We start from the raw sequence: 17,791 nt of genomic DNA, 5'->3' as shown, positions 1-17,791 counted from the left end.
AGCGCGCCCAGGCCATGCAGGGTGGCCTGGGCGCGAATCGATGGCCTTGCGTTAACACGGCCCAAACGCCGTGAAACCTCGGGAAACCCTGCATTTTTGAGCGTCAGTTTTCAGTCAGTTATGCGCTAGACTGAACCGCATGGAAACACATGCAATGACCCCCGACCGCGTTTGGCTCAGCGCCTATCCCGAGGGTGTTCCCTCCGACATCGATTTCACCCAATACAGCTCCCTCGTGGGCTTGATGGAGGAAAGTTTTGCCCGCTATGCCGACCGCACGGCTTACAGCTTCATGGGCAAAAACGTCAGTTATGCCCAGACCGATTCGCAAAGCCAGGCCTTAGCGGCTTACTTGCAATCGCTGGGCTTGGCCAAGGGCGACCGCGTCGCCATCATGATGCCCAATGTGCCGCAATACCCCGTGGCCGTGGCGGCCATCTTGCGTGCGGGTTTTGTGGTGGTCAACGTCAACCCGCTGTACACCGCACGCGAGCTGGAACATCAGCTCAAGGATTCCGGTGCTCGTGCCATTGTGATCATCGAAAACTTTGCCAGCACGCTGGAAAAGTGCATGGCCCAAACGCCTGTGCAGCATGTGGTGCTGGCCTCGATGGGGGACCGTCTGGGCCTGATCAAGGGGGCCATCGTCAACCACGTGGTGCGCAAGGTCAAAAAGCTGGTGCCCGAATTTGCTCTGCCGCAGGCGGTCAGTTTCAACCAAGCGCTTTCGCAAGGCAGCAAGCTGCCTTGGCGCAAACCCGACATCGGGCCCGACGACATTGCCGTGTTGCAGTACACCGGTGGTACCACGGGCGTGTCAAAGGGCGCGGTGCTTTTGCACCGCAATGTGATCGCCAATGTGTTGCAGTCCGAGGCCTGGAACGAGCCCGTCATGAAGCGCGTGCCCGCCAACGAGCAACCCACCTCGGTGTGTGCTTTGCCGCTGTACCACATCTTCGCCTTCACAGTGAACATGATGCTGGGCATGCGCACGGGCGGCAAAACCATCCTGATCCCCAATCCGCGCGATCTGCCGGCGGTGCTCAAGGAGCTGTCCAAGCACACCTTCCACAGTTTTCCGGCGGTCAACACCTTGTTCAACGGCTTGGCCAACCACCCAGACTTCCACAAGGTCAACTGGTCCAGCCTCAAGGTCTCGGTGGGTGGCGGCATGGCCGTCACGCCCAGCGTGGCCAAACTGTGGCTGGAGAAAACCGGCTGCCCGATTTGCGAAGGCTATGGCCTGTCCGAAACCAGCCCCTCGGCCAGTTGCAACCCGACCACCAGCCCCGAATTCACCGGCACCATCGGTGTGCCGATCCCGGGCACCTGGATGAAGCTGCTCGATGACGAAGGCCAAGACGTGACCGAGCCGGGCAAGACGGGTGAGATCGCGATCAAAGGCCCACAGGTCATGGCCGGCTACTGGCAGCGCCCAGACGAAACCGCCAAGGTCATGACGACCGATGGCTACTTCAAGTCGGGCGATGTGGGCATTGTGGACGCACGGGGTTACTTCAAGATCGTGGACCGGAAGAAGGACATGATCCTGGTCAGCGGTTTCAACGTGTACCCCAACGAGGTGGAAGAAGTGGCCTCGGCCTGCCCAGGGGTCATGGAGTGCGCAGCCATTGGTGTGCCCGACGAAAAAACCGGCGAAGCCGTCAAGCTGGTGGTGGTGCGCAAAGACCCGCAGCTGACCGAGGCGCAGATCTTGGCTTATTGCCGCGCGAACATGACCGCTTACAAGCAGCCCCGGGTCATCGAGTTCCGCGATGAGCTGCCCAAAACCCCGGTGGGCAAGATCTTGCGGCGTGAGCTGCGCAGCCCGTCCAGCTGAGGGCGCGGTGCGCCAGCACCGGTACACTGGAAAGCGGCTCACAGGGGCCGCTTTTTCATTGGAACAAAGGACAAGCCATGGCCGTGATCGGCATCATGAGTGCGATGCACGAGGAGTTGGCCGCCGTTTTGGCCGCCATGCCCGACAAGCACCTCGTGCGTGTGGCCGGCCGTGACTTTGGGCTGGGGCACTGGCATGGCCACGAGGTGGTGGTGGTGCTTTCGCGCATTGGCAAGGTGGCCGCGGCCACCACGGCCACTGCATTGATCGAGCGATTCAAAGTCGATGCCTTGGTGTTCACCGGCGCAGCGGGTGGCTTGGCTGCCGACGCCCAAGTGGGGGATGTGGTGGTGGCCAGCGCTTTGGTGCAGCACGACATGGACGCTTCGCCCTTGTTCCCGAAACACGAAGTGCCTTTGTACGGCCGATCGCGCTTTGACACCGATGCCGCCTTGAGCAAAGCCCTGGCGGCCGCTGCTTCGCAGGTGCTGTCTGACCCTGCCCAGCATCTGGGCGCACAAGCCATTGCTGACTTTCATTTGCTGTCGCCGCGCGTGCACCAAGGCTTGATCGCCAGCGGAGACCGTTTTGTCTCGACCACCGCCGAAAGCCAGGCCTTGCAACTCAGCCTGCCCGAGGCCTTGGCGGTGGAGATGGAAGGCGCCGCGGTGGCGCAAGTGTGTCTGGACTATGGCGTGCCGTTTGCGGCGGTGCGCACCATTTCAGACCGTGCAGACGACGAGGCACACTCCGACTTCGGCCGCTTCATCCGCGACGTGGCCAGCCGCTACAGCCTGGCCATCTTGTCGCAGTGGTTGATGCAGCGGTAATGCCGTCAAGCATTGCATTGGGGTGCTTGTTGACAACAACAAGATGGGCCCAAAGTTTGTTGCGGTGGGCTGGGGCAGGGCGACGAGGTTGAGCCAGCGCTTGAGGAGTCCGGCACAGACCAGCTGCAAACAACGTTCCCAGCGAAGGCGGTTTACTTCAACCAGCCCCGGCGACGGAAGTACCACATGGGCACCACGGCGCTGGCACCCATCAGCACGATGGCCATGGGGTAGCCCCAGGTTTGGTTGAGTTCGGGCATGTACTGGAAGTTCATGCCGTAAATGCTGGCGATCAAGGTTGGTGGCAGCAAGGCCACGCTGGCCACAGAGAAGATCTTGATGATCTTGTTCTGGTTGATGTTGATGAAACCGACGGTGGCGTCCATCAAGAAGTTGATCTTGTCGAACAAGAAGGCTGTGTGCGAGTCCAGCGAGTCGATGTCGCGCAGAATCTGGCGCGCCTCTTCAAATTGCTCGGCATTGAGCATCTTCGAGCGCATCATGAAACTCACCGCACGGCGCGTGTCCATCACGTTGCGGCGGATGCGGCCGTTCAAATCTTCTTGGCGGGCAATCGCCCCCAGCACTTCGCCGGCCATCGCGTCGGTCACATCGCCCGACAAGACCTGTTTGCCGGCTTTTTCGAGTTGGTCGTAAATTCCCTCGAGCGTGTCGGCCGAGTACTCGGCATCGGCATCAAAGAGTTTGAGTAAGACTTCCTTGGCGTCTTCCAGCAGGCCGGGCGCACGCCGGGCGCGCAGGCGCAGCAGGCGGAACACCGGCACGTCTTCGTCATGGATCGAAAACAGCACGCCACGGCTTTTGAGATCGGCGTTGTGCTGGTTCAAGATGAAAGCGCAACGCACTGTGCGCGGTTCGTCCTCGTCGGCGATCAAAAAGTCGGATCGGATGTGCAATTCGCCGTTGTCTTCTTCGTAGAAGCGGGCGGATTCCTCGATGTCCTCGTCCATCGCGTCTTCCGGGATGGACAGGCCGTAATACTGTTTGATCCAGCGCTTTTCGTCGACCGTGGGCGATTCCAGGTCGACCCAGATGGGCTGAAAGCGAGAGAGTTCTTCCAGGGACTCGATCTCTTCCTGGAAGAGACGGCCGTTGGCAAGTGTGAAGATGTTGAGCATGGCGAATCCAAAAAAAGGCCAGTTGCCAAAAGTTCAAAGGGGCGGCGAAGGGGGAATGCAGCTTTCGAACGATGGGCGCAATGCTCAAGGCGTCCGAAAGCTACCGACTCGGGGTAGCGTCCACGACAGGGTCTCCATGAAAAAGAATGGGCGGATTATCGCACCGGACTTGGTGCTTGTGGTGCGGGTGTTAGATTCGATGGATTGAAAAAAAGTCCCTGCATGACCACCCATTTGACCCCTCGACGCGAACGTTGGCTCCTGCTGACGCTTGCCGGCATCCAGTTCACCCACATTCTGGACTTCATGATCATGATGCCGCTGGGGCCACAGTTCACCCGCCTGTTTGACATCAGCAATGCAGAATTTGGCGTGCTGGTCTCGGCCTACACCTTGTCGGCCGGGGCCTCGGGCCTGTTGGCGGCCACCTATGTGGACCGCTTCAGCCGCAAGCGCTTGCTGCTGACCATGTACACCTTGTTCGGTTTGGCCACCTTGGCCTGCGGCTTGGCCCCCAGTTATGGCTGGCTGATGGGGGCCCGTGTGGCAGCGGGTGTGTTTGGCGGGGTCTTGTCGGCTTTGTCGCAAACCATCGTGGCCGATGTGGTCCCGTTTGAGCGGCGCGGCCGGGCCATGAGCGTGGTCATGACCTCGTTTTCCGTGTCCACCGTGGCCGGTGTGCCCTTGGGGCTGTTTTTGGCCGCACACCTGAGTTGGCATGCACCTTTCATGGCCATCGCCGCCATGGTGGGTGTGCTGGTGATCGGCGCCTGGCAAACCTTGCCGCAGCTGGACGCCCATTTGCACCACCCTGAACGCGCCAGCGTCTGGCGCAGCATCGCTCAGGTGCTGGTCGATGCCAACCACTTGCAGGCTTTTGCCTTGTCTGCCGCCATGATGTTCGCCGGGTTCACGGTCATTCCGTACATCACCATATACCTGCAAGCGAACGCGGGCATGCTCCCTGAGCAAGTGCCTTGGGTGTATTTGCTGGGCGGCATGGCCACCTTGGTCACCGCGCGGATTTTTGGTCGCCTGACCGATCGGGTGGGCAAGGTCAAGATGTTCCGTCGTCTGGCCTTGGCGGTCAGCATTCCCCTAATGGCCACCACCTTGTCGGAGGGCTTGCCTTTGGCGGCACTGCTGTTGATTTCGACGGCCTTCTTCACCATGATGAGTGGCCGCATGATCCCGGGCATGGCTTTGATTTCTTCGGCGGTGGAGCCCCGCTTGCGCGGCACCTTCATGACCCTCAACTCGGCTGTGCAATCGGCCGCCATGGGCATGGCGGCCATGGTGGGCGGCGCGATCATTGGGCGCGATGCCCAAGGGCATCTGACGCATTACTGGGTGGCGGGGGTGATTGGGGTGGTGGCCAGCTTGGTGTCGGTCTGGCTGGCGGGGCGGGTGCATTTGCATGGTGCCCCCGAGGCATGAGCACAGAACGGCCCTGCGACATTCAGCACGATAACACCGAAATGACCAGAACCAGGGAATTTCCCAGTGTTCTAGGTGCATTCCACAAAGGACATTGCTTTTCCTCAAACCGGCGCGCATAGTGGAGACGAACCTCCTGCCCAAAGGGGGGTTGTGACCCCCACTTCGGAGGGGGTTTTTCCAGTCAGAATCTATGGAGGCCAAGCTTATGAATTTGACAATCAGCGGACACCATCTGGAAGTGACGCCCGCCTTGCGAGAGTATGTGACGGGCAAACTCGACCGCATCACCCGACATTTCGATCAGGTGGTCGACGTGAAAGTGCTGCTGACCGTGGAAAAGCAGAAGGAAAAGGAAAAACGCCAACGTGCCGAGTGCAACATCCATGTCAAAGGCAATGACATGTTTGCCGAAAGCGCCCACGAGGATTTGTACGCCGCGGTGGACGACCTGGTGGACAAACTGGACCGCCAGGTGGTCAAGCACAAGGACCGCATCACCCACCATCACCACAGCGCCCCCAAGCGCATGATGTGATCACCGAAACAACCGAAAACCAGGGCCGCAGAAAGCGGCCCTTTTTCATGCTGGGCCCTGTGTGCTGGCTGGCCAAGACGGGTGACAGTGCTGGCTGTGACAGCCCGCTTGACCCAGCGGGGCGGCGACGGGTGCATAATCCGCCTCGAACATGAACCGTCTCTCATCCATATTGCCTGTTGCCCAAGTTCTTGTGGGGGTGGAAGCCACCAGCAAGAAGCGCGCGTTCGAAGAAGCCGGCCTTCTCTTTGAGAACCTGCATGGTTTGTCGCGTGCCCTGGTCACCGACAGCCTGTTTGCCCGCGAACGTTTGGGCTCCACGGGCTTGGGCCATGGCGTGGCCATCCCGCATGGCCGCATCAAAGGCCTGAAAGCCCCGATGGCCGCCGTCTTCCAGTTGGCGCAGCCCATTGGCTTTGACGCGCCAGATGAGCAGCCGGTCAATTTGTTGATTTTCTTGCTGGTGCCCGAAGCGGCCACTCAAAAGCACTTGGAAATCCTGTCGGAGATCGCCGAATTGCTCAGCGACAGCCAATTGCGCGAAAACATCAAGAACAGCGCCACCCAGGACAGCCTGCACCAACTTATTGCCCAATGGCAGTCCGCGCAAACGGTCTGAAGACCTGCGCCTTGAAGCTCTTGCCATGAAGCCTTCCGTCATCAGTGCCGACGTCCTCTTTGAGGACCACCGTGGCAAGCTCAAATGGCAGTGGGTGGCCGGTTTGGGGGCTTCGGAGCGCCGCTTTGACGAAGTCGCTGTGCGCGAAGCCCGTTCTGGCGCCGACCTGGTCGGTTACCTCAACTACATCCACCCTTACCGCGTTCAGATTCTGGGCCCGCGTGAAGTCGCTTACCTGACCAATTCCACGCCGGAAGACTGCGCCCGTCGCATTGCCCGCATCGTGACGCTGGAGCCGCCGGTGCTGGTGCTGGCCGACGGTCAGGTCGCACCAGACGCTCTGCTGTCCATGTGCGAGCGGGCGCAAATCCCGATGTTCTCCACCGAGCAATCGTCGGCGTTTGTGATCGACGTGCTGCGGGCTTATTTGTCCAAGCACTTTGCCGACCGCACCACCATGCACGGCGTGTTCATGGACATTTTGGGCATGGGCGTGCTCATCACTGGTGAGTCGGGTTTGGGTAAGAGCGAGTTGGGGCTGGAGCTGATCTCCCGCGGCAACGGCTTGGTGGCCGACGACGCGGTGGACCTGTACCGCATCAACCAAACCACCATTGAGGGCCGCTGCCCTGATTTGCTGCAAAACCTGCTGGAAGTGCGTGGCATTGGTCTGCTGGACATCCGTGCCATCTTTGGCGAGACGGCGGTGCGCCGCAAAATGCGCCTGAAGCTGATCGTGCACCTGGTGCGCCGCGAAACCTTTGACCGCGATTACGAGCGGATGCCTTCGGAGCCGCTGACCCAAGACGTGCTGGGCATCCCGGTGCGCAAGGTGGTGATTCAGGTGGTGGCCGGTCGCAACATCTCGGTCTTGGTCGAAGCGGCGGTGCGCAACACCATCTTGCAGATGCGCGGCATCGATACCTACCAAGATTTCATCGAGCGCCAGCGCCGCGCCATGGAATAAGCGCTGCTGCGCTCTTCAGCGCTGACGGTGCGGGCAGGGGTTTTGCGTGCAGTGCGCGTACAAGCTCAAAGCATGGTCGGCGATCACAAAACCCTTTGCCTGCGCCACCGCTTGTTGGCGTGACTCGATTTCCGGGTCGTAGAACTCTTCCACCCGACCGCAATCGAGACACACCACATGGTCATGGTGCTGGCCTTCGTTGAGTTCGTAAACCGCTTTGCCACTTTCGAAATGGTTGCGGCTCAAAATGCCGGCTTGTTCGAACTGCGTCAGCACCCGGTACACCGTGGCCAGTCCGATGTCGGTGTGCTCCATCAGCAGGTGACGGAACACATCTTCGGCCGTCATGTGCCGCTGCACACCGCTTTGGAAAACCTCCAAGATTTTCAGGCGGGGCAAGGTGGCTTTGAGGCCGTTGCTTTTCAGTTCGTCGATTTGGCTCATGGGCTTGGGTAAGGGGGTGAAACAGCCTGACCGAATCGGGTGGCTGCCGCTACAATGCCTCGATCATATCGGCCCCACTTCAACCATGACAGCTTTCCTGAATTTTCGCTTTCCGCGCGTTTGGCTCGCTGGGCTCTTTTTGAGCGTGGGCCTGGGTGGCTGCGGCAGTGTCCATCAGGACACCTTCAAGCCGTATGTGCCCGAAGTGGTGCAGGGCAACTTTGTTTCTAAAGAACAGCGCCAGGCCCTGCGACCTGGCATGGTGCGTGCCCAGGTGCGTGACATTTTGGGCACACCGCTGGTCGCCAGCCTGTTCCATGCCGACCGTTGGGACTACGTCTTCAGCATCCAGCGCCAAGGCGTGCCTGCCCAGAACTTTCGCCTCACGGTGGTGTTCAAGGGCGATGTGCTCGACCAGATCGAAAGCGATGTGCTGCCCAGCGAATCCGAGTTCGCCGGTCGCCTGGTGCGTCCGCGCACCACGGGGGCCATGCCCAAGCTGGAAGCGACCGAGGACGACCTCAAACGCTTTCCCTCCAGCAAGCCTGATGCGCAAGCCTCTCGCCCGGCTCCAACGCCTTTGCCCAGCAGCTACCCGCCCCTGGAGCCTGCAGCCCGTTAAACCGGAGGGCCAGCCTCTCCAACCGTTTTGAACAAGCCATGACCACACTGAACACTTTGCCCATCGCCGTGGCCGGCGCCACCGGCCGCATGGGAAACATGCTGATCGAAGCCATTTTGGCGACCGATGACTGCCGCCTGTCCGGCGCTTTGGACATCGCCGCCAGTCCCGCTCTGGGACAAGATGCCTCGGCCTTTTTGGGCAAGGCCAGCGGTGTGTCGGTGGTATCCGACCTGAAAGCCGGTTTGAAGGACGCGGGCTTTTTGATCGACTTCACCCGCCCTGAGGGCACTTTGGCGCACCTGAAGGTTTGCCGCGAGCTGGGCATCAAAGCGGTGATCGGCACGACGGGCTTTAGCGAAGCGCAAAAGGCCGAGATCGCCGAGATCGCCCAAGACATCGCCATTGTCATGGCCCCCAACATGAGTGTGGGCGTGAACGTGACCTTGAAGCTGCTGCAAATGGCGGCCCAAGCCTTGTCCACCGGCTACGACATCGAAATCATCGAAGCCCACCACCGCCACAAGGTGGATGCGCCTTCGGGCACGGCCCTCAAGATGGGCGAAGTGATTGCCGAAGCCATTGGCCGTGACCTGAAAGAGTGCGCCGTGTACGAGCGTTATGGTCACACGGGCGAGCGCGACCCGTCCACGATCGGTTTTTCGACCATCCGTGGCGGCGACATTGTGGGCGACCACACCGTGCTGTTTGCCGGCATCGGTGAGCGCATCGAAGTGACCCACAAATCGTCCAGCCGTGCCACCTACGCCCAAGGCAGCTTGCGTGCCGTGCGCTTCTTGGCCGGTCAGCAGCGCGGCTTGTTCGACATGTTCGACGTGTTGAACCTGCGCTGAGACCCCATTCGCCATGAGCCTGAGCGACTTCCTGCTCCACAGCGATGCGGTCAGCCGTTTGCTGGCGCTGGTGTTGCTGGCGCTGTCGGTCGGCAGTTGGGTCGTGATCACTTGGAAGTGGCGTTTGCTCGCCCGTGTGGGGCTGGATGTGCGCCGCAGTGTGGCGGCGTTTTGGCAGTCGCCCGGCTTTGACGAGGCCCGTCAACGCGTGGCCCAGTTTGACCGCGATGCTTGCTTGACCCCCTTGATCGACGCCACCTTGCTGCCCGTGGGCGGCACTTTGGCTTCGGCCGGAGACCGCCAAAACCAGCTCACCCGTGTGCTGCGCGATGCCTTGCAGTCGGTGGTCCGCCGTTTGCAATGGGGGCAATTGATGTTGGCCACGGCCGGTTCGATTTCGCCATTTGTGGGTTTGCTGGGCACCGTGTGGGGCATCTTCAACGCCCTGACCGGCATGGCCGAAGCGGGGCAATTGACGATCGACAAGGTGGCCGGCCCTGTCGGCGAGGCCCTGATCATGACGGCCGCTGGTCTGGCGGTGGCCATCCCAGCCGTGCTGGCCTACAACCTGCTGGGCCGCCGTGTGGCCTTGATCGAAGCCGAACTCGAAGGCTTTGCCCATGACCTGCGCGGCCTGCTGACCGGCGCGCAAGACTGAGCCATGGCCTTCGGCCGCCTGTCCTCTTCTAAAGCCGATGCGCCCATGAGCGACATCAACGTCACGCCCATGGTGGACGTGATGCTGGTTTTGCTGGTGATCTTCATCCTGACGGCCCCCCTGATGACCAGCGCCATCCGCCTGGATCTGCCCCAAGCCGAAGGCGGCGAGGCGGGCGCTTCGCCCCAGGCCCTGTCGCTGGTGGTGGACGCCCAAGGCACGGTCTATATGGCCGACAAGCCCATCACCCCCGATGCCCTGCGCCAGCGCTTGGCCGAGGCCGCCAAACGCAACCCCAACACCGAGCTGGAGCTGCGTGCCGACGCGTCCGTACCCTACGGCCGCGTCGTCGAAACCATGGGCTTGGCCCAAAAAGCGGGGCTGACCCGCATCGGCTTCGTCGCCCATACCCCATCCAGCCCCAAGCGCTGAGCCATCACCTACCCGGGTGCAAAGCTGGGGGGTGAACACCTTTGGCGCATGTGCCCGCAGGGAGGCAGGCCCGGGCAACGATGTTGAGCCTGCGTCTGAGGCGCTCGGGTCTGCCTTCCTGCGGGTCCCAACACACCTCCAACAAGCGAGCCCCAGACCCAGCGCCCTCTACAATCGACCCCTATGCAAGACAAGTACAACCACCTCGAAGTCGAACCCGCAGCACAGGCCCGCTGGACGGCCCGCGATGCCTACCGCGTCACCGAAGACGCCAGCAAAAAGAAGTTCTACGCCTGCTCCATGCTGCCCTACCCCAGCGGCAAGCTGCACATGGGCCACGTGCGCAACTACACCATCAACGACATGCTCACGCGCAGCCTGCGCATGAAGGGCTACAACGTCTTGATGCCCATGGGCTGGGATGCGTTTGGTTTGCCTGCTGAAAACGCCGCGCTCAAAAACGGCGTGCCCCCGGCCAAGTGGACCTACGAAAACATCGCGTACATGAAAAAGCAGATGCAGGCCATGGGCCTGGCAATCGACTGGTCGCGCGAAGTGGCCACCTGCGACCCGACGTATTACAAGTGGAACCAGTGGCTGTTCCTCAAGATGCTGGAAAAAGGCATCGCCTACCGCAAGACCCAAGTCGTCAACTGGGACCCGGTGGACCAGACCGTGCTGGCCAACGAGCAGGTGATCGACGGCCGCGGCTGGCGCACGGGCGCTCCGGTTGAAAAACGTGAGATCCCCGGTTACTACTTGAACATCACCGCTTACGCCCAAGAACTGCTGGACCATGTGCAGATCGGCAACGAGAAGGCCACGCTGAACGGCTGGCCTGACAAAGTGCGCCTGATGCAGGAAAACTGGATCGGCAAGAGCGAAGGCGTGCGCTTCGCCTTCACACACACCATCGCTGGCGCTGACGGCGCTTTGATCGGCGACGGCAAGATGTACGTCTTCACCACCCGCGCCGACACCATCATGGGCGTGACCTTTTGTGCGGTGGCGGCTGAGCACCCGCTGGCGCTGCATGCGGCCGCCAGCAACCCCGCTTTGGCGGCGTTCCTGGAGGAATGCAAATCCGGCGGCACGACCGAAGCCGAGTTGGCCACCCAAGAGAAAAAGGGCATGGCCACCGGCCTGTTCGTCACGCACCCCCTGACCGGCGCACAAGTCGAAGTCTGGGTTGGCAATTACGTGCTGATGAGCTACGGCGATGGCGCCGTGATGGGCGTGCCTGCGCACGACGAGCGTGACTTTGCGTTTGCTTTGAAATACGCGCTGCCGATCAAGCAGGTTGTCGCTGCACGAGCTCCGGCCTTGTCGTCGCCTGCGTCGGGCGCCTCAGACGCAAGCTCAACATCGTTGCCCAACGCAGGCAACGCCAAGGCCTCTGTGGTCTTCGATGCAACCGCATGGTCCGAGTGGTACGCCACCAAAGATGGCGTGTGTGTCAACTCCGGCGAACTCGATGGCCTGAACCAGAAAGCCGCCGTGACCAAAGTGGCCGAGCTGTTGGCCGCAAAAGGCTTGGGCGAGAAGAAGACCACTTGGCGTTTGCGCGACTGGGGCGTGAGCCGCCAGCGTTACTGGGGCACACCGATCCCGATCATCCATTGCGACGAACACGGCGCGGTGCCCGTGCCCGAAAAAGACCTGCCCGTGGTGCTGCCGCAAGACTGCATCCCGGACGGCTCGGGCAACCCGCTGCACAAGCACGAAGGCTTCCACGCGGGTGTGACTTGCCCCGTGTGTGGCAAGCCCGCCCGCCGCGAGACCGACACCATGGACACCTTTGTGGATTCGTCCTGGTACTTCATGCGCTACTGCGATCCGACCAACTCGGACAAGATGGTGGCCGATGGCGCCGATTATTGGATGCGGGACCAGAACAATGCCACTGGCGGAAGCGGCATGGACCAATACATCGGCGGCATCGAACACGCCATCCTGCACCTGCTGTACGCCCGCTTCTGGACCAAGGTCATGCGCGATCTGGGCTTGGTCAAGGTCGACGAGCCCTTCAGCAAGCTGCTCACGCAGGGCATGGTGCTCAACCACATCTATTCGCGCCGCACCGCCAAGGGTGGCAAGGACTATTTCTGGCCGCACGACGTCGAGCATGTGTTGGACGAGACCGGCAAAGTCATCGGCGCCAAGCTCAAGAACGAAGCCGACAGTGGCGACGGCCGTTTGCCCGTGGGCACGCCAATAGACTACGAAGGCGTGGGCACCATGTCCAAGTCCAAGAACAACGGTGTGGATCCGCAGGACCTGATCGAGCGCTACGGCGCCGACACCGCCCGCCTGTACACCATGTTCACCGCGCCGCCCGAGGTGACGCTGGAGTGGAACGACGCCGCCGTGGAAGGCAGCTACCGCTTCTTGCGCCGGGTGTGGAACTTCGCGTTCAAGCACCACGAACTGCTGCGCTCAGCCACAGGCCAAGACCTGAGCCAAGCCGCCTTGGGCGATGCGGCCAAGGCTTTGCGCCGCGAGATGCACCTGGTGCTCAAGCAAGTGGGCTACGACTACGAGCGCATGCAGTACAACACCGTGGTGTCCGGTTGCATGAAGCTGCTCAACGCGCTGGAAGACTTCAAGCCCGATGGCAGCGCAGGTGACACCGCCGCCCTGTGCGAAGGCGTGTCGCTCTTGATGCGCATGCTTTACCCCGCTTGCCCGCACATCGCAGACGCCGTCTGGCAAGAGCTGGGCTACGCCAAAGCTGTCGGCGAATTGCTGGATGCGCCGTGGCCAGCGGTTGACGAGTCGGCCTTGCAACGCGACCAGATCGAGCTGATGCTGCAGATCAACGGCAAGCTGCGTGGCGCCATCTTGGTGCCCGCGACGGCCGACAAAGCGCAGATCGAAGCGGCCGCCTTGGCCAGCGAAGCTTTCATCAAGCAAGCCGATGGCGCCGCCCCCAAGAAGGTCATCGTGGTGCCTGGCCGTTTGGTCAACATCGTCGTCTGAAAGCCCGCATGAACGCCTCGCGCCGCCGACTGTTGTCTGCTCTGGGTTTTGCCCCGGCGCTGGGCCTTGTGGGCTGCGGCTTTGCGCTGCGGCAGACGCAAAACTTCCCGTTCAAGACGCTGTACGGCAATTTCTCCGAAAACTCGCCCTTGGGCGTGGAGTTGCGGCGCAACCTTTTGGGTTCGGGCCAGATTGACTTGGTCACCGACCCCAAGAAGATGCCCGACGTCGATGCCATCCTCGACATCTTGAGCGAAGTCCGTCAGCAGGTGGCCGTGGGCATGAACGCATCCGGCCAGGTGCGGGAGATGCAGCTGCGCTTGCGTGTGAGTTTCCGTTTGCGCACACCACAAGGCGAGGAGTGGATCGAACCGGTGGAGCTGTACCAGCAACGCGATTTGAGCTTCACTGAAACGGCCGCGCTGTCCAAAGAAATCGAGATGAACATGATGTACCGCGACATGCAAACGGACATCGTGCAGCAAATCATGCGCCGCTTGTCGATCGTCAAGCCGCGCAAAGCCGCGCCGGCACCTGCACCAGTCAAACCCTGACAAGCGATGCAACTGGCCCTTCCCCAGCTGAGCGCTCACCTGCAAAAAGGGCTGCGCAGCCTCTACACCTTGCATGGCGATGAAGCCTTGCTCATGCAAGAGGCGGCCGATGCCATCCGCGCTGCCGCCCGTGCACAGGGCTACACCGAGCGCACGGTGCACACCGTGGCGGGTGCCCATTTCGACTGGAGTGAAGTGCTGGCCGCAGGCGGCTCCATGAGCCTGTTTGCCGACAAGCAAATCGTGGAAGTGCGCATCCCGTCGGGCAAACCCGGCAAAGAAGGCAGCCCGGCCATCCAGCAATTGGCCGAGTCGGCCCAGGGCAACGACAGCACGCTGACCTTGTTCTTGTTGCCCCGACTGGATGCGGCCACCCGCAAAGGCGCTTGGTTTGGTGCTCTGGAGGGCTCTGGCGTCACCATTCAGATCGATCCGGTGGACCGCAGCGCCTTGCCCCAATGGATCGCTCAGCGCCTGCAGCGCCAAGGCCAGAGCGTGGCTGCGGGCGAAGAAGGCCAGCGCACCCTGCAGTTTTTTGCGGACCGCGTGGAAGGCAATCTGCTGGCGGCGCACCAGGAAATTCAAAAACTCGGTTTGCTGTACCCGGCCGGTGAGCTGAGCCAGGACCAGGTCGAAGCGGCGGTGCTCAACGTGGCCCGCTACGACGTGTTCAAGCTGTCCGAATCGGTCTTGTCCGGTCAGGTCTCGCGTGTGCAGCGCATGCTCGACGGCTTGCAGGCCGAAGGCGAAGCCGCCGTGCTGGTGCACTACACCTTGGCCGAAGACATCCGCGCCTTGAAGCGCGTGAAAGACGCCATGGCCGCAGGCAAGCCCTTGCCCATGGCCCTGCGCGAGCAGCGCGTGTGGGGTCCGCGTGAGCGCTTGTTCGAGCGCGTGCTGCCCAGGTTGTCTGAAGCGCGCCTGAACGGCCTGCTGCAATCGGCCCACCAGGTGGACGGCATCGTCAAAGGCCTCAAAGTGCCCGATTGGCCGACCGATCCATGGCAGGCCCTGGGCCGTTTGGCCATGCGCTTTTCGCGCATGTGCCTGGTCCGTTGATTTCGGCCGAACGCGTACGGCACCCCAAGGGACTCTGGCATCTGCGAAAATGCCAGCATGACCGAACTGAACACCGCTGAACACGTGCAGGCTTTGGGCCAGCAGGCCAAAAAAGCCTCAGCCTTGATGGCCAAGGCCTCAGCTGCCGTCAAAAACCAGGCCTTGCGCCGACTGGCGGCCTTGCTGCGCGACAACACCGAAGCCTTGCAGCAGGACAACGCCCAAGATTTGACCCGGGCCCAGGCCAATGGCCTGTCCGAGCCCATGGTCGATCGCCTCAAGCTCACGCCCAAAGTGTTGGAAACCTGCGCGCAAGGTTGCGAGCAACTGGCGGCCATGCCCGATGTGATCGGCGAAATTTTGGGAATGAAGCAAATGCCCAGCGGCATCCGTGTGGGACAAATGCGCGTGCCGATCGGCGTGTTCGGCATGATTTTCGAGAGCCGTCCCAACGTGACCATCGAGGCGGCCAGCCTGTCGATCAAGAGCGGCAATGCCTGCATCTTGCGCGGTGGCTCCGAAGCCATCGACTCCAACAAGGCCTTGGCCAAGCTGGTGCAACAAGCCCTGGTCGAAAGTGGCTTGCCTGTGGATGCGGTGCAATTGGTGCAAACCACCGACCGCGCAGCCGTGGGCCAGCTGATCACCATGCCCCAGTTTGTGGACGTGATCATCCCGCGCGGCGGCAAGGGCCTGATCGAGCGCATCAGCGCCGAGGCCAAGGTGCCCGTGATCAAACACCTGGACGGGAATTGCCACACCTATGTGGACGATCCTTGCGACATCGCCATGGCCGTCAAAGTGGCCGACAACGCCAAAACCCAGAAGTACAGCCCCTGCAACGCCAGCGAGAGTTTGCTGGTGGCCAAAGGCGTGGCGGCGGAGTTCTTGCCCAAGATCGGCACCATTTATGCCGCCAAAGGCGTCGAGATGCGCTGCTGCCCCAAGTCCAAGGCCATCCTGAGCCAGGTCAGCGGCGCGCAGCTGCAAGACGCGAGCGAGCAGGACTGGTTCGAGGAGTACCTCGCGCCCATCATCAGCATCAAGGTGGTCGAAGGCCTGGACGAAGCGATCGCTCACATCAACCATTACAGCAGCCACCACACCGAAGCCATCTTGACGCGTGACCACATGCATGCTCAGCGCTTTTTGCGCGAGGTGGACTCGTCCAGCGTCATGGTCAACGCCAGCACCCGCTTTGCGGACGGCTTTGAATATGGTTTGGGGGCCGAAATCGGCATTTCGACCGACAAGTTCCATGCCCGTGGCCCGGTGGGCATCGAAGGCCTGACCTCGCTCAAGTACGTGGTGCTGGGCGAAGGCGAAATCCGTCGCTGAACGCACGCAGACATTGCGGCCTTGTCCGGTAGGTGCTTGTATTGGCGCCGACCGGCCCCATATCATTTCACTGTTTTCATTTGAAGGTCGCCCATGGTTCCCCATCTTGTCACCGCCCTGAGTGGCCCCATCAACGAGCTCGAGCAGCGCATCCTCGACTCGATGCCGGCCATTGAGCGCTGGTTCCGTCTGGAGTGGATGGAGCACACGCCGCCGTTTTACACCTCGGTGGACATCCGCAATGCTGGCTTCAAGCTCGCGCCGGTGGACACCAACCTGTACCCCGGCGGCTGGAACAACCTGACGCCCGAGATGCTGCCTTTGGCTGTGCAGGCGGCTCAGGCGGCCATCGAGAAGATCTGCCCCGAGGCCAAAAACCTGCTGATCATTCCCGAAAACCACACCCGCAACACCTTCTATTTGACGAACGTGTTGCAGTTGCAGCGCATCTTCCACATGGCGGGGCTGAACGTGCGCATCGGCTCGATCAACCCCGAGATCAAGGAAGCCACCACCATCGAGTTGCCCAACGGCGAGAGCGTGACCCTCGAGCCGGTGGTGCGCAGCAAGCACCGACTGGGCCTCAAAGACTTTGACCCCTGCACCATCTTGCTCAACAACGACCTGTCGGCCGGTGCGCCAGGCATTTTGGAAGAGTTGCACGAGCAGTTCTTGCTGCCGCCCCTGCACGCGGGCTGGAGCGTGCGCCGCAAGACCAAGCACTTCCAGAGTTACGAAGAAGTGGCCAAGCGTTTTGGCAAATTGCTGGGCATCGACCCCTGGCTCATCAACCCGATGTTCAGCCAGTGCGGCGACGTGAACTTCGCTGAAGGCACGGGCATGGAGTGCCTGCGCAGCAATGTGGACGCGCTGCTGACCAAAATCAAGCGCAAGTACAAGGAATACGGCATCAACGAAAAGCCCTTTGTGGTGGTCAAAGCCGACAACGGCACTTATGGCATGGGCATCATGACCGTGCGCGATGTGTCTGACCTGGACCAACTCAACCGCAAGACCCGCAACAAGATGAACGTCATCAAGGACGGCCAAACCGTCAATGACGTGATCATTCAGGAAGGCGTTTTGACCCACGAACTCATCAACGATGCCGTGGCCGAACCCGTGGTCTACATGATGGACCGCTATGTGGTGGGTGGTTTTTACCGCGTGCACGCCGATCGCGGCATCGACGAGAACCTGAATGCCCCCGGTGCCAGCTTTGTGCCCTTGGCTTTTGCCGAGAGCCCACACCTGCCCCAGCCGGGCGTCAAACCCGGCGCCAGCGTGCCCAACCGCTTTTACATGTACGGCGTGATTGGCCGATTGGCCATGTTGGCAGCCAGTTACGAGCTGGAAGCGACCGATCCCGAGGCCGAGGTCTACGACTGAAGTTGCTGCACCGCAACAAATTGTCGCCAAAAACGGTGACATGCCCGCTTGATCGGGCGCAAAATAGCGCTCTTCAAGTCATCCCAGCCTGA

17 protein-coding genes are annotated in these 17,791 nt (G+C 61.3%); 15 read left to right on the top strand and 2 right to left on the bottom strand.

Translation table 11 applies throughout. The features are described from left to right. Window positions 1–154 precede the first annotated feature (154 nt). On the top strand, window positions 155–1,840 hold the full coding sequence (locus QLQ16_RS03115) for a long-chain-fatty-acid--CoA ligase (protein WP_283223490.1): 1,686 nt from the start codon (window positions 155–157) through the stop codon (window positions 1,838–1,840). Window positions 1,841–1,917: 77 nt separating this feature from the next. Beyond that, the gene (locus tag QLQ16_RS03110) at window positions 1,918–2,670 is read left to right on the top strand and encodes a 5'-methylthioadenosine/adenosylhomocysteine nucleosidase (protein WP_283223227.1); all 753 of its coding nucleotides are present in this window, start codon (window positions 1,918–1,920) and stop codon (window positions 2,668–2,670) included. A gap of 152 nt (window positions 2,671–2,822) precedes the next feature. On the opposite strand, the gene corA is transcribed toward QLQ16_RS03110, so the two are convergent. Then, window positions 2,823–3,809 (bottom strand): magnesium/cobalt transporter CorA, encoded by a 987-nt coding sequence (gene corA / locus QLQ16_RS03105; protein ID WP_283223226.1) that lies wholly within the window; start codon window positions 3,807–3,809, stop codon window positions 2,823–2,825. Between the two features lie 222 nt (window positions 3,810–4,031). On the opposite strand from corA, the gene QLQ16_RS03100 reads away from it, so the two are divergent. From QLQ16_RS03100 to hprK, 4 genes are all read left to right on the top strand, one after another. Further along, a complete protein-coding gene (locus QLQ16_RS03100; RefSeq protein WP_283223225.1) occupies window positions 4,032–5,246 on the top strand; it encodes an MFS transporter in 1,215 nt (404 codons plus the stop codon). Between the two features lie 208 nt (window positions 5,247–5,454). Then, complete coding sequence (hpf, locus tag QLQ16_RS03095) at window positions 5,455–5,784, top strand: ribosome hibernation-promoting factor, HPF/YfiA family (RefSeq protein WP_283223224.1); 330 nt, start codon at window positions 5,455–5,457, stop codon at window positions 5,782–5,784. Between the two features lie 151 nt (window positions 5,785–5,935). After that, window positions 5,936–6,403, top strand: a complete 468-nt coding sequence (locus QLQ16_RS03090) for a PTS sugar transporter subunit IIA (protein WP_283223223.1) — start codon at window positions 5,936–5,938, stop codon at window positions 6,401–6,403. A gap of 25 nt (window positions 6,404–6,428) precedes the next feature. Beyond that, on the top strand, window positions 6,429–7,370 hold the full coding sequence (gene hprK, locus QLQ16_RS03085) for an HPr(Ser) kinase/phosphatase (protein ID WP_283223222.1): 942 nt from the start codon (window positions 6,429–6,431) through the stop codon (window positions 7,368–7,370). Window positions 7,371–7,385: 15 nt separating this feature from the next. Here hprK and fur read toward each other — a convergent pair whose 3' ends face one another. Continuing rightward, window positions 7,386–7,814, bottom strand: coding sequence for a ferric iron uptake transcriptional regulator (gene fur, locus QLQ16_RS03080; RefSeq protein WP_283223221.1), 429 nt, complete (start codon window positions 7,812–7,814; stop codon window positions 7,386–7,388). An 85-nt stretch (window positions 7,815–7,899) separates the two neighbouring features. Between fur and QLQ16_RS03075 the strand changes: the two genes are divergently transcribed. From QLQ16_RS03075 to gshA, 9 genes are all read left to right on the top strand, one after another. Next, the gene (locus tag QLQ16_RS03075; RefSeq protein ID WP_283223220.1) at window positions 7,900–8,436 is read left to right on the top strand and encodes an outer membrane protein assembly factor BamE; all 537 of its coding nucleotides are present in this window, start codon (window positions 7,900–7,902) and stop codon (window positions 8,434–8,436) included. A gap of 38 nt (window positions 8,437–8,474) precedes the next feature. Next, the gene (gene dapB, locus QLQ16_RS03070; protein WP_283223219.1) at window positions 8,475–9,290 is read left to right on the top strand and encodes a 4-hydroxy-tetrahydrodipicolinate reductase; all 816 of its coding nucleotides are present in this window, start codon (window positions 8,475–8,477) and stop codon (window positions 9,288–9,290) included. Window positions 9,291–9,303: 13 nt separating this feature from the next. Next, complete coding sequence (locus QLQ16_RS03065) at window positions 9,304–9,948, top strand: MotA/TolQ/ExbB proton channel family protein (protein WP_283223218.1); 645 nt, start codon at window positions 9,304–9,306, stop codon at window positions 9,946–9,948. A 3-nt stretch (window positions 9,949–9,951) separates the two neighbouring features. Beyond that, window positions 9,952–10,380 carry an ExbD/TolR family protein gene (locus QLQ16_RS03060; RefSeq protein ID WP_283223217.1) on the top strand — a complete coding sequence of 143 codons (429 nt, stop codon included), beginning with the start codon at window positions 9,952–9,954 and terminating at the stop codon, window positions 10,378–10,380. 183 nt (window positions 10,381–10,563) lie between these two features. Continuing rightward, complete coding sequence (gene leuS, locus QLQ16_RS03055; RefSeq protein WP_283223216.1) at window positions 10,564–13,359, top strand: leucine--tRNA ligase; 2,796 nt, start codon at window positions 10,564–10,566, stop codon at window positions 13,357–13,359. Between the two features lie 8 nt (window positions 13,360–13,367). Further along, window positions 13,368–13,913, top strand: coding sequence for an LPS-assembly lipoprotein LptE (locus tag QLQ16_RS03050; RefSeq protein WP_283223215.1), 546 nt, complete (start codon window positions 13,368–13,370; stop codon window positions 13,911–13,913). Window positions 13,914–13,919: 6 nt separating this feature from the next. After that, complete coding sequence (holA, locus tag QLQ16_RS03045; RefSeq protein ID WP_283223214.1) at window positions 13,920–14,972, top strand: DNA polymerase III subunit delta; 1,053 nt, start codon at window positions 13,920–13,922, stop codon at window positions 14,970–14,972. A gap of 57 nt (window positions 14,973–15,029) precedes the next feature. Beyond that, window positions 15,030–16,310: a glutamate-5-semialdehyde dehydrogenase gene (locus tag QLQ16_RS03040; RefSeq protein ID WP_283223213.1), complete on the top strand. Its 1,281-nt coding sequence runs from the start codon at window positions 15,030–15,032 to the stop codon at window positions 16,308–16,310. Window positions 16,311–16,403: 93 nt separating this feature from the next. Continuing rightward, entirely contained in the window at window positions 16,404–17,699 is a 1,296-nt protein-coding gene (gene gshA / locus QLQ16_RS03035) for a glutamate--cysteine ligase (protein ID WP_283223212.1), read from the top strand. Window positions 17,700–17,791: the final 92 nt, after the last annotated feature.

It is taken from the genome of Limnohabitans lacus (assembly GCF_030053395.1).
In the GTDB taxonomy this organism is placed as follows: Bacteria; Pseudomonadota; Gammaproteobacteria; order Burkholderiales; family Burkholderiaceae_C; genus Limnohabitans_A; species Limnohabitans_A lacus.
This window is presented reverse-complemented; position numbering and strand designations above follow the sequence as displayed.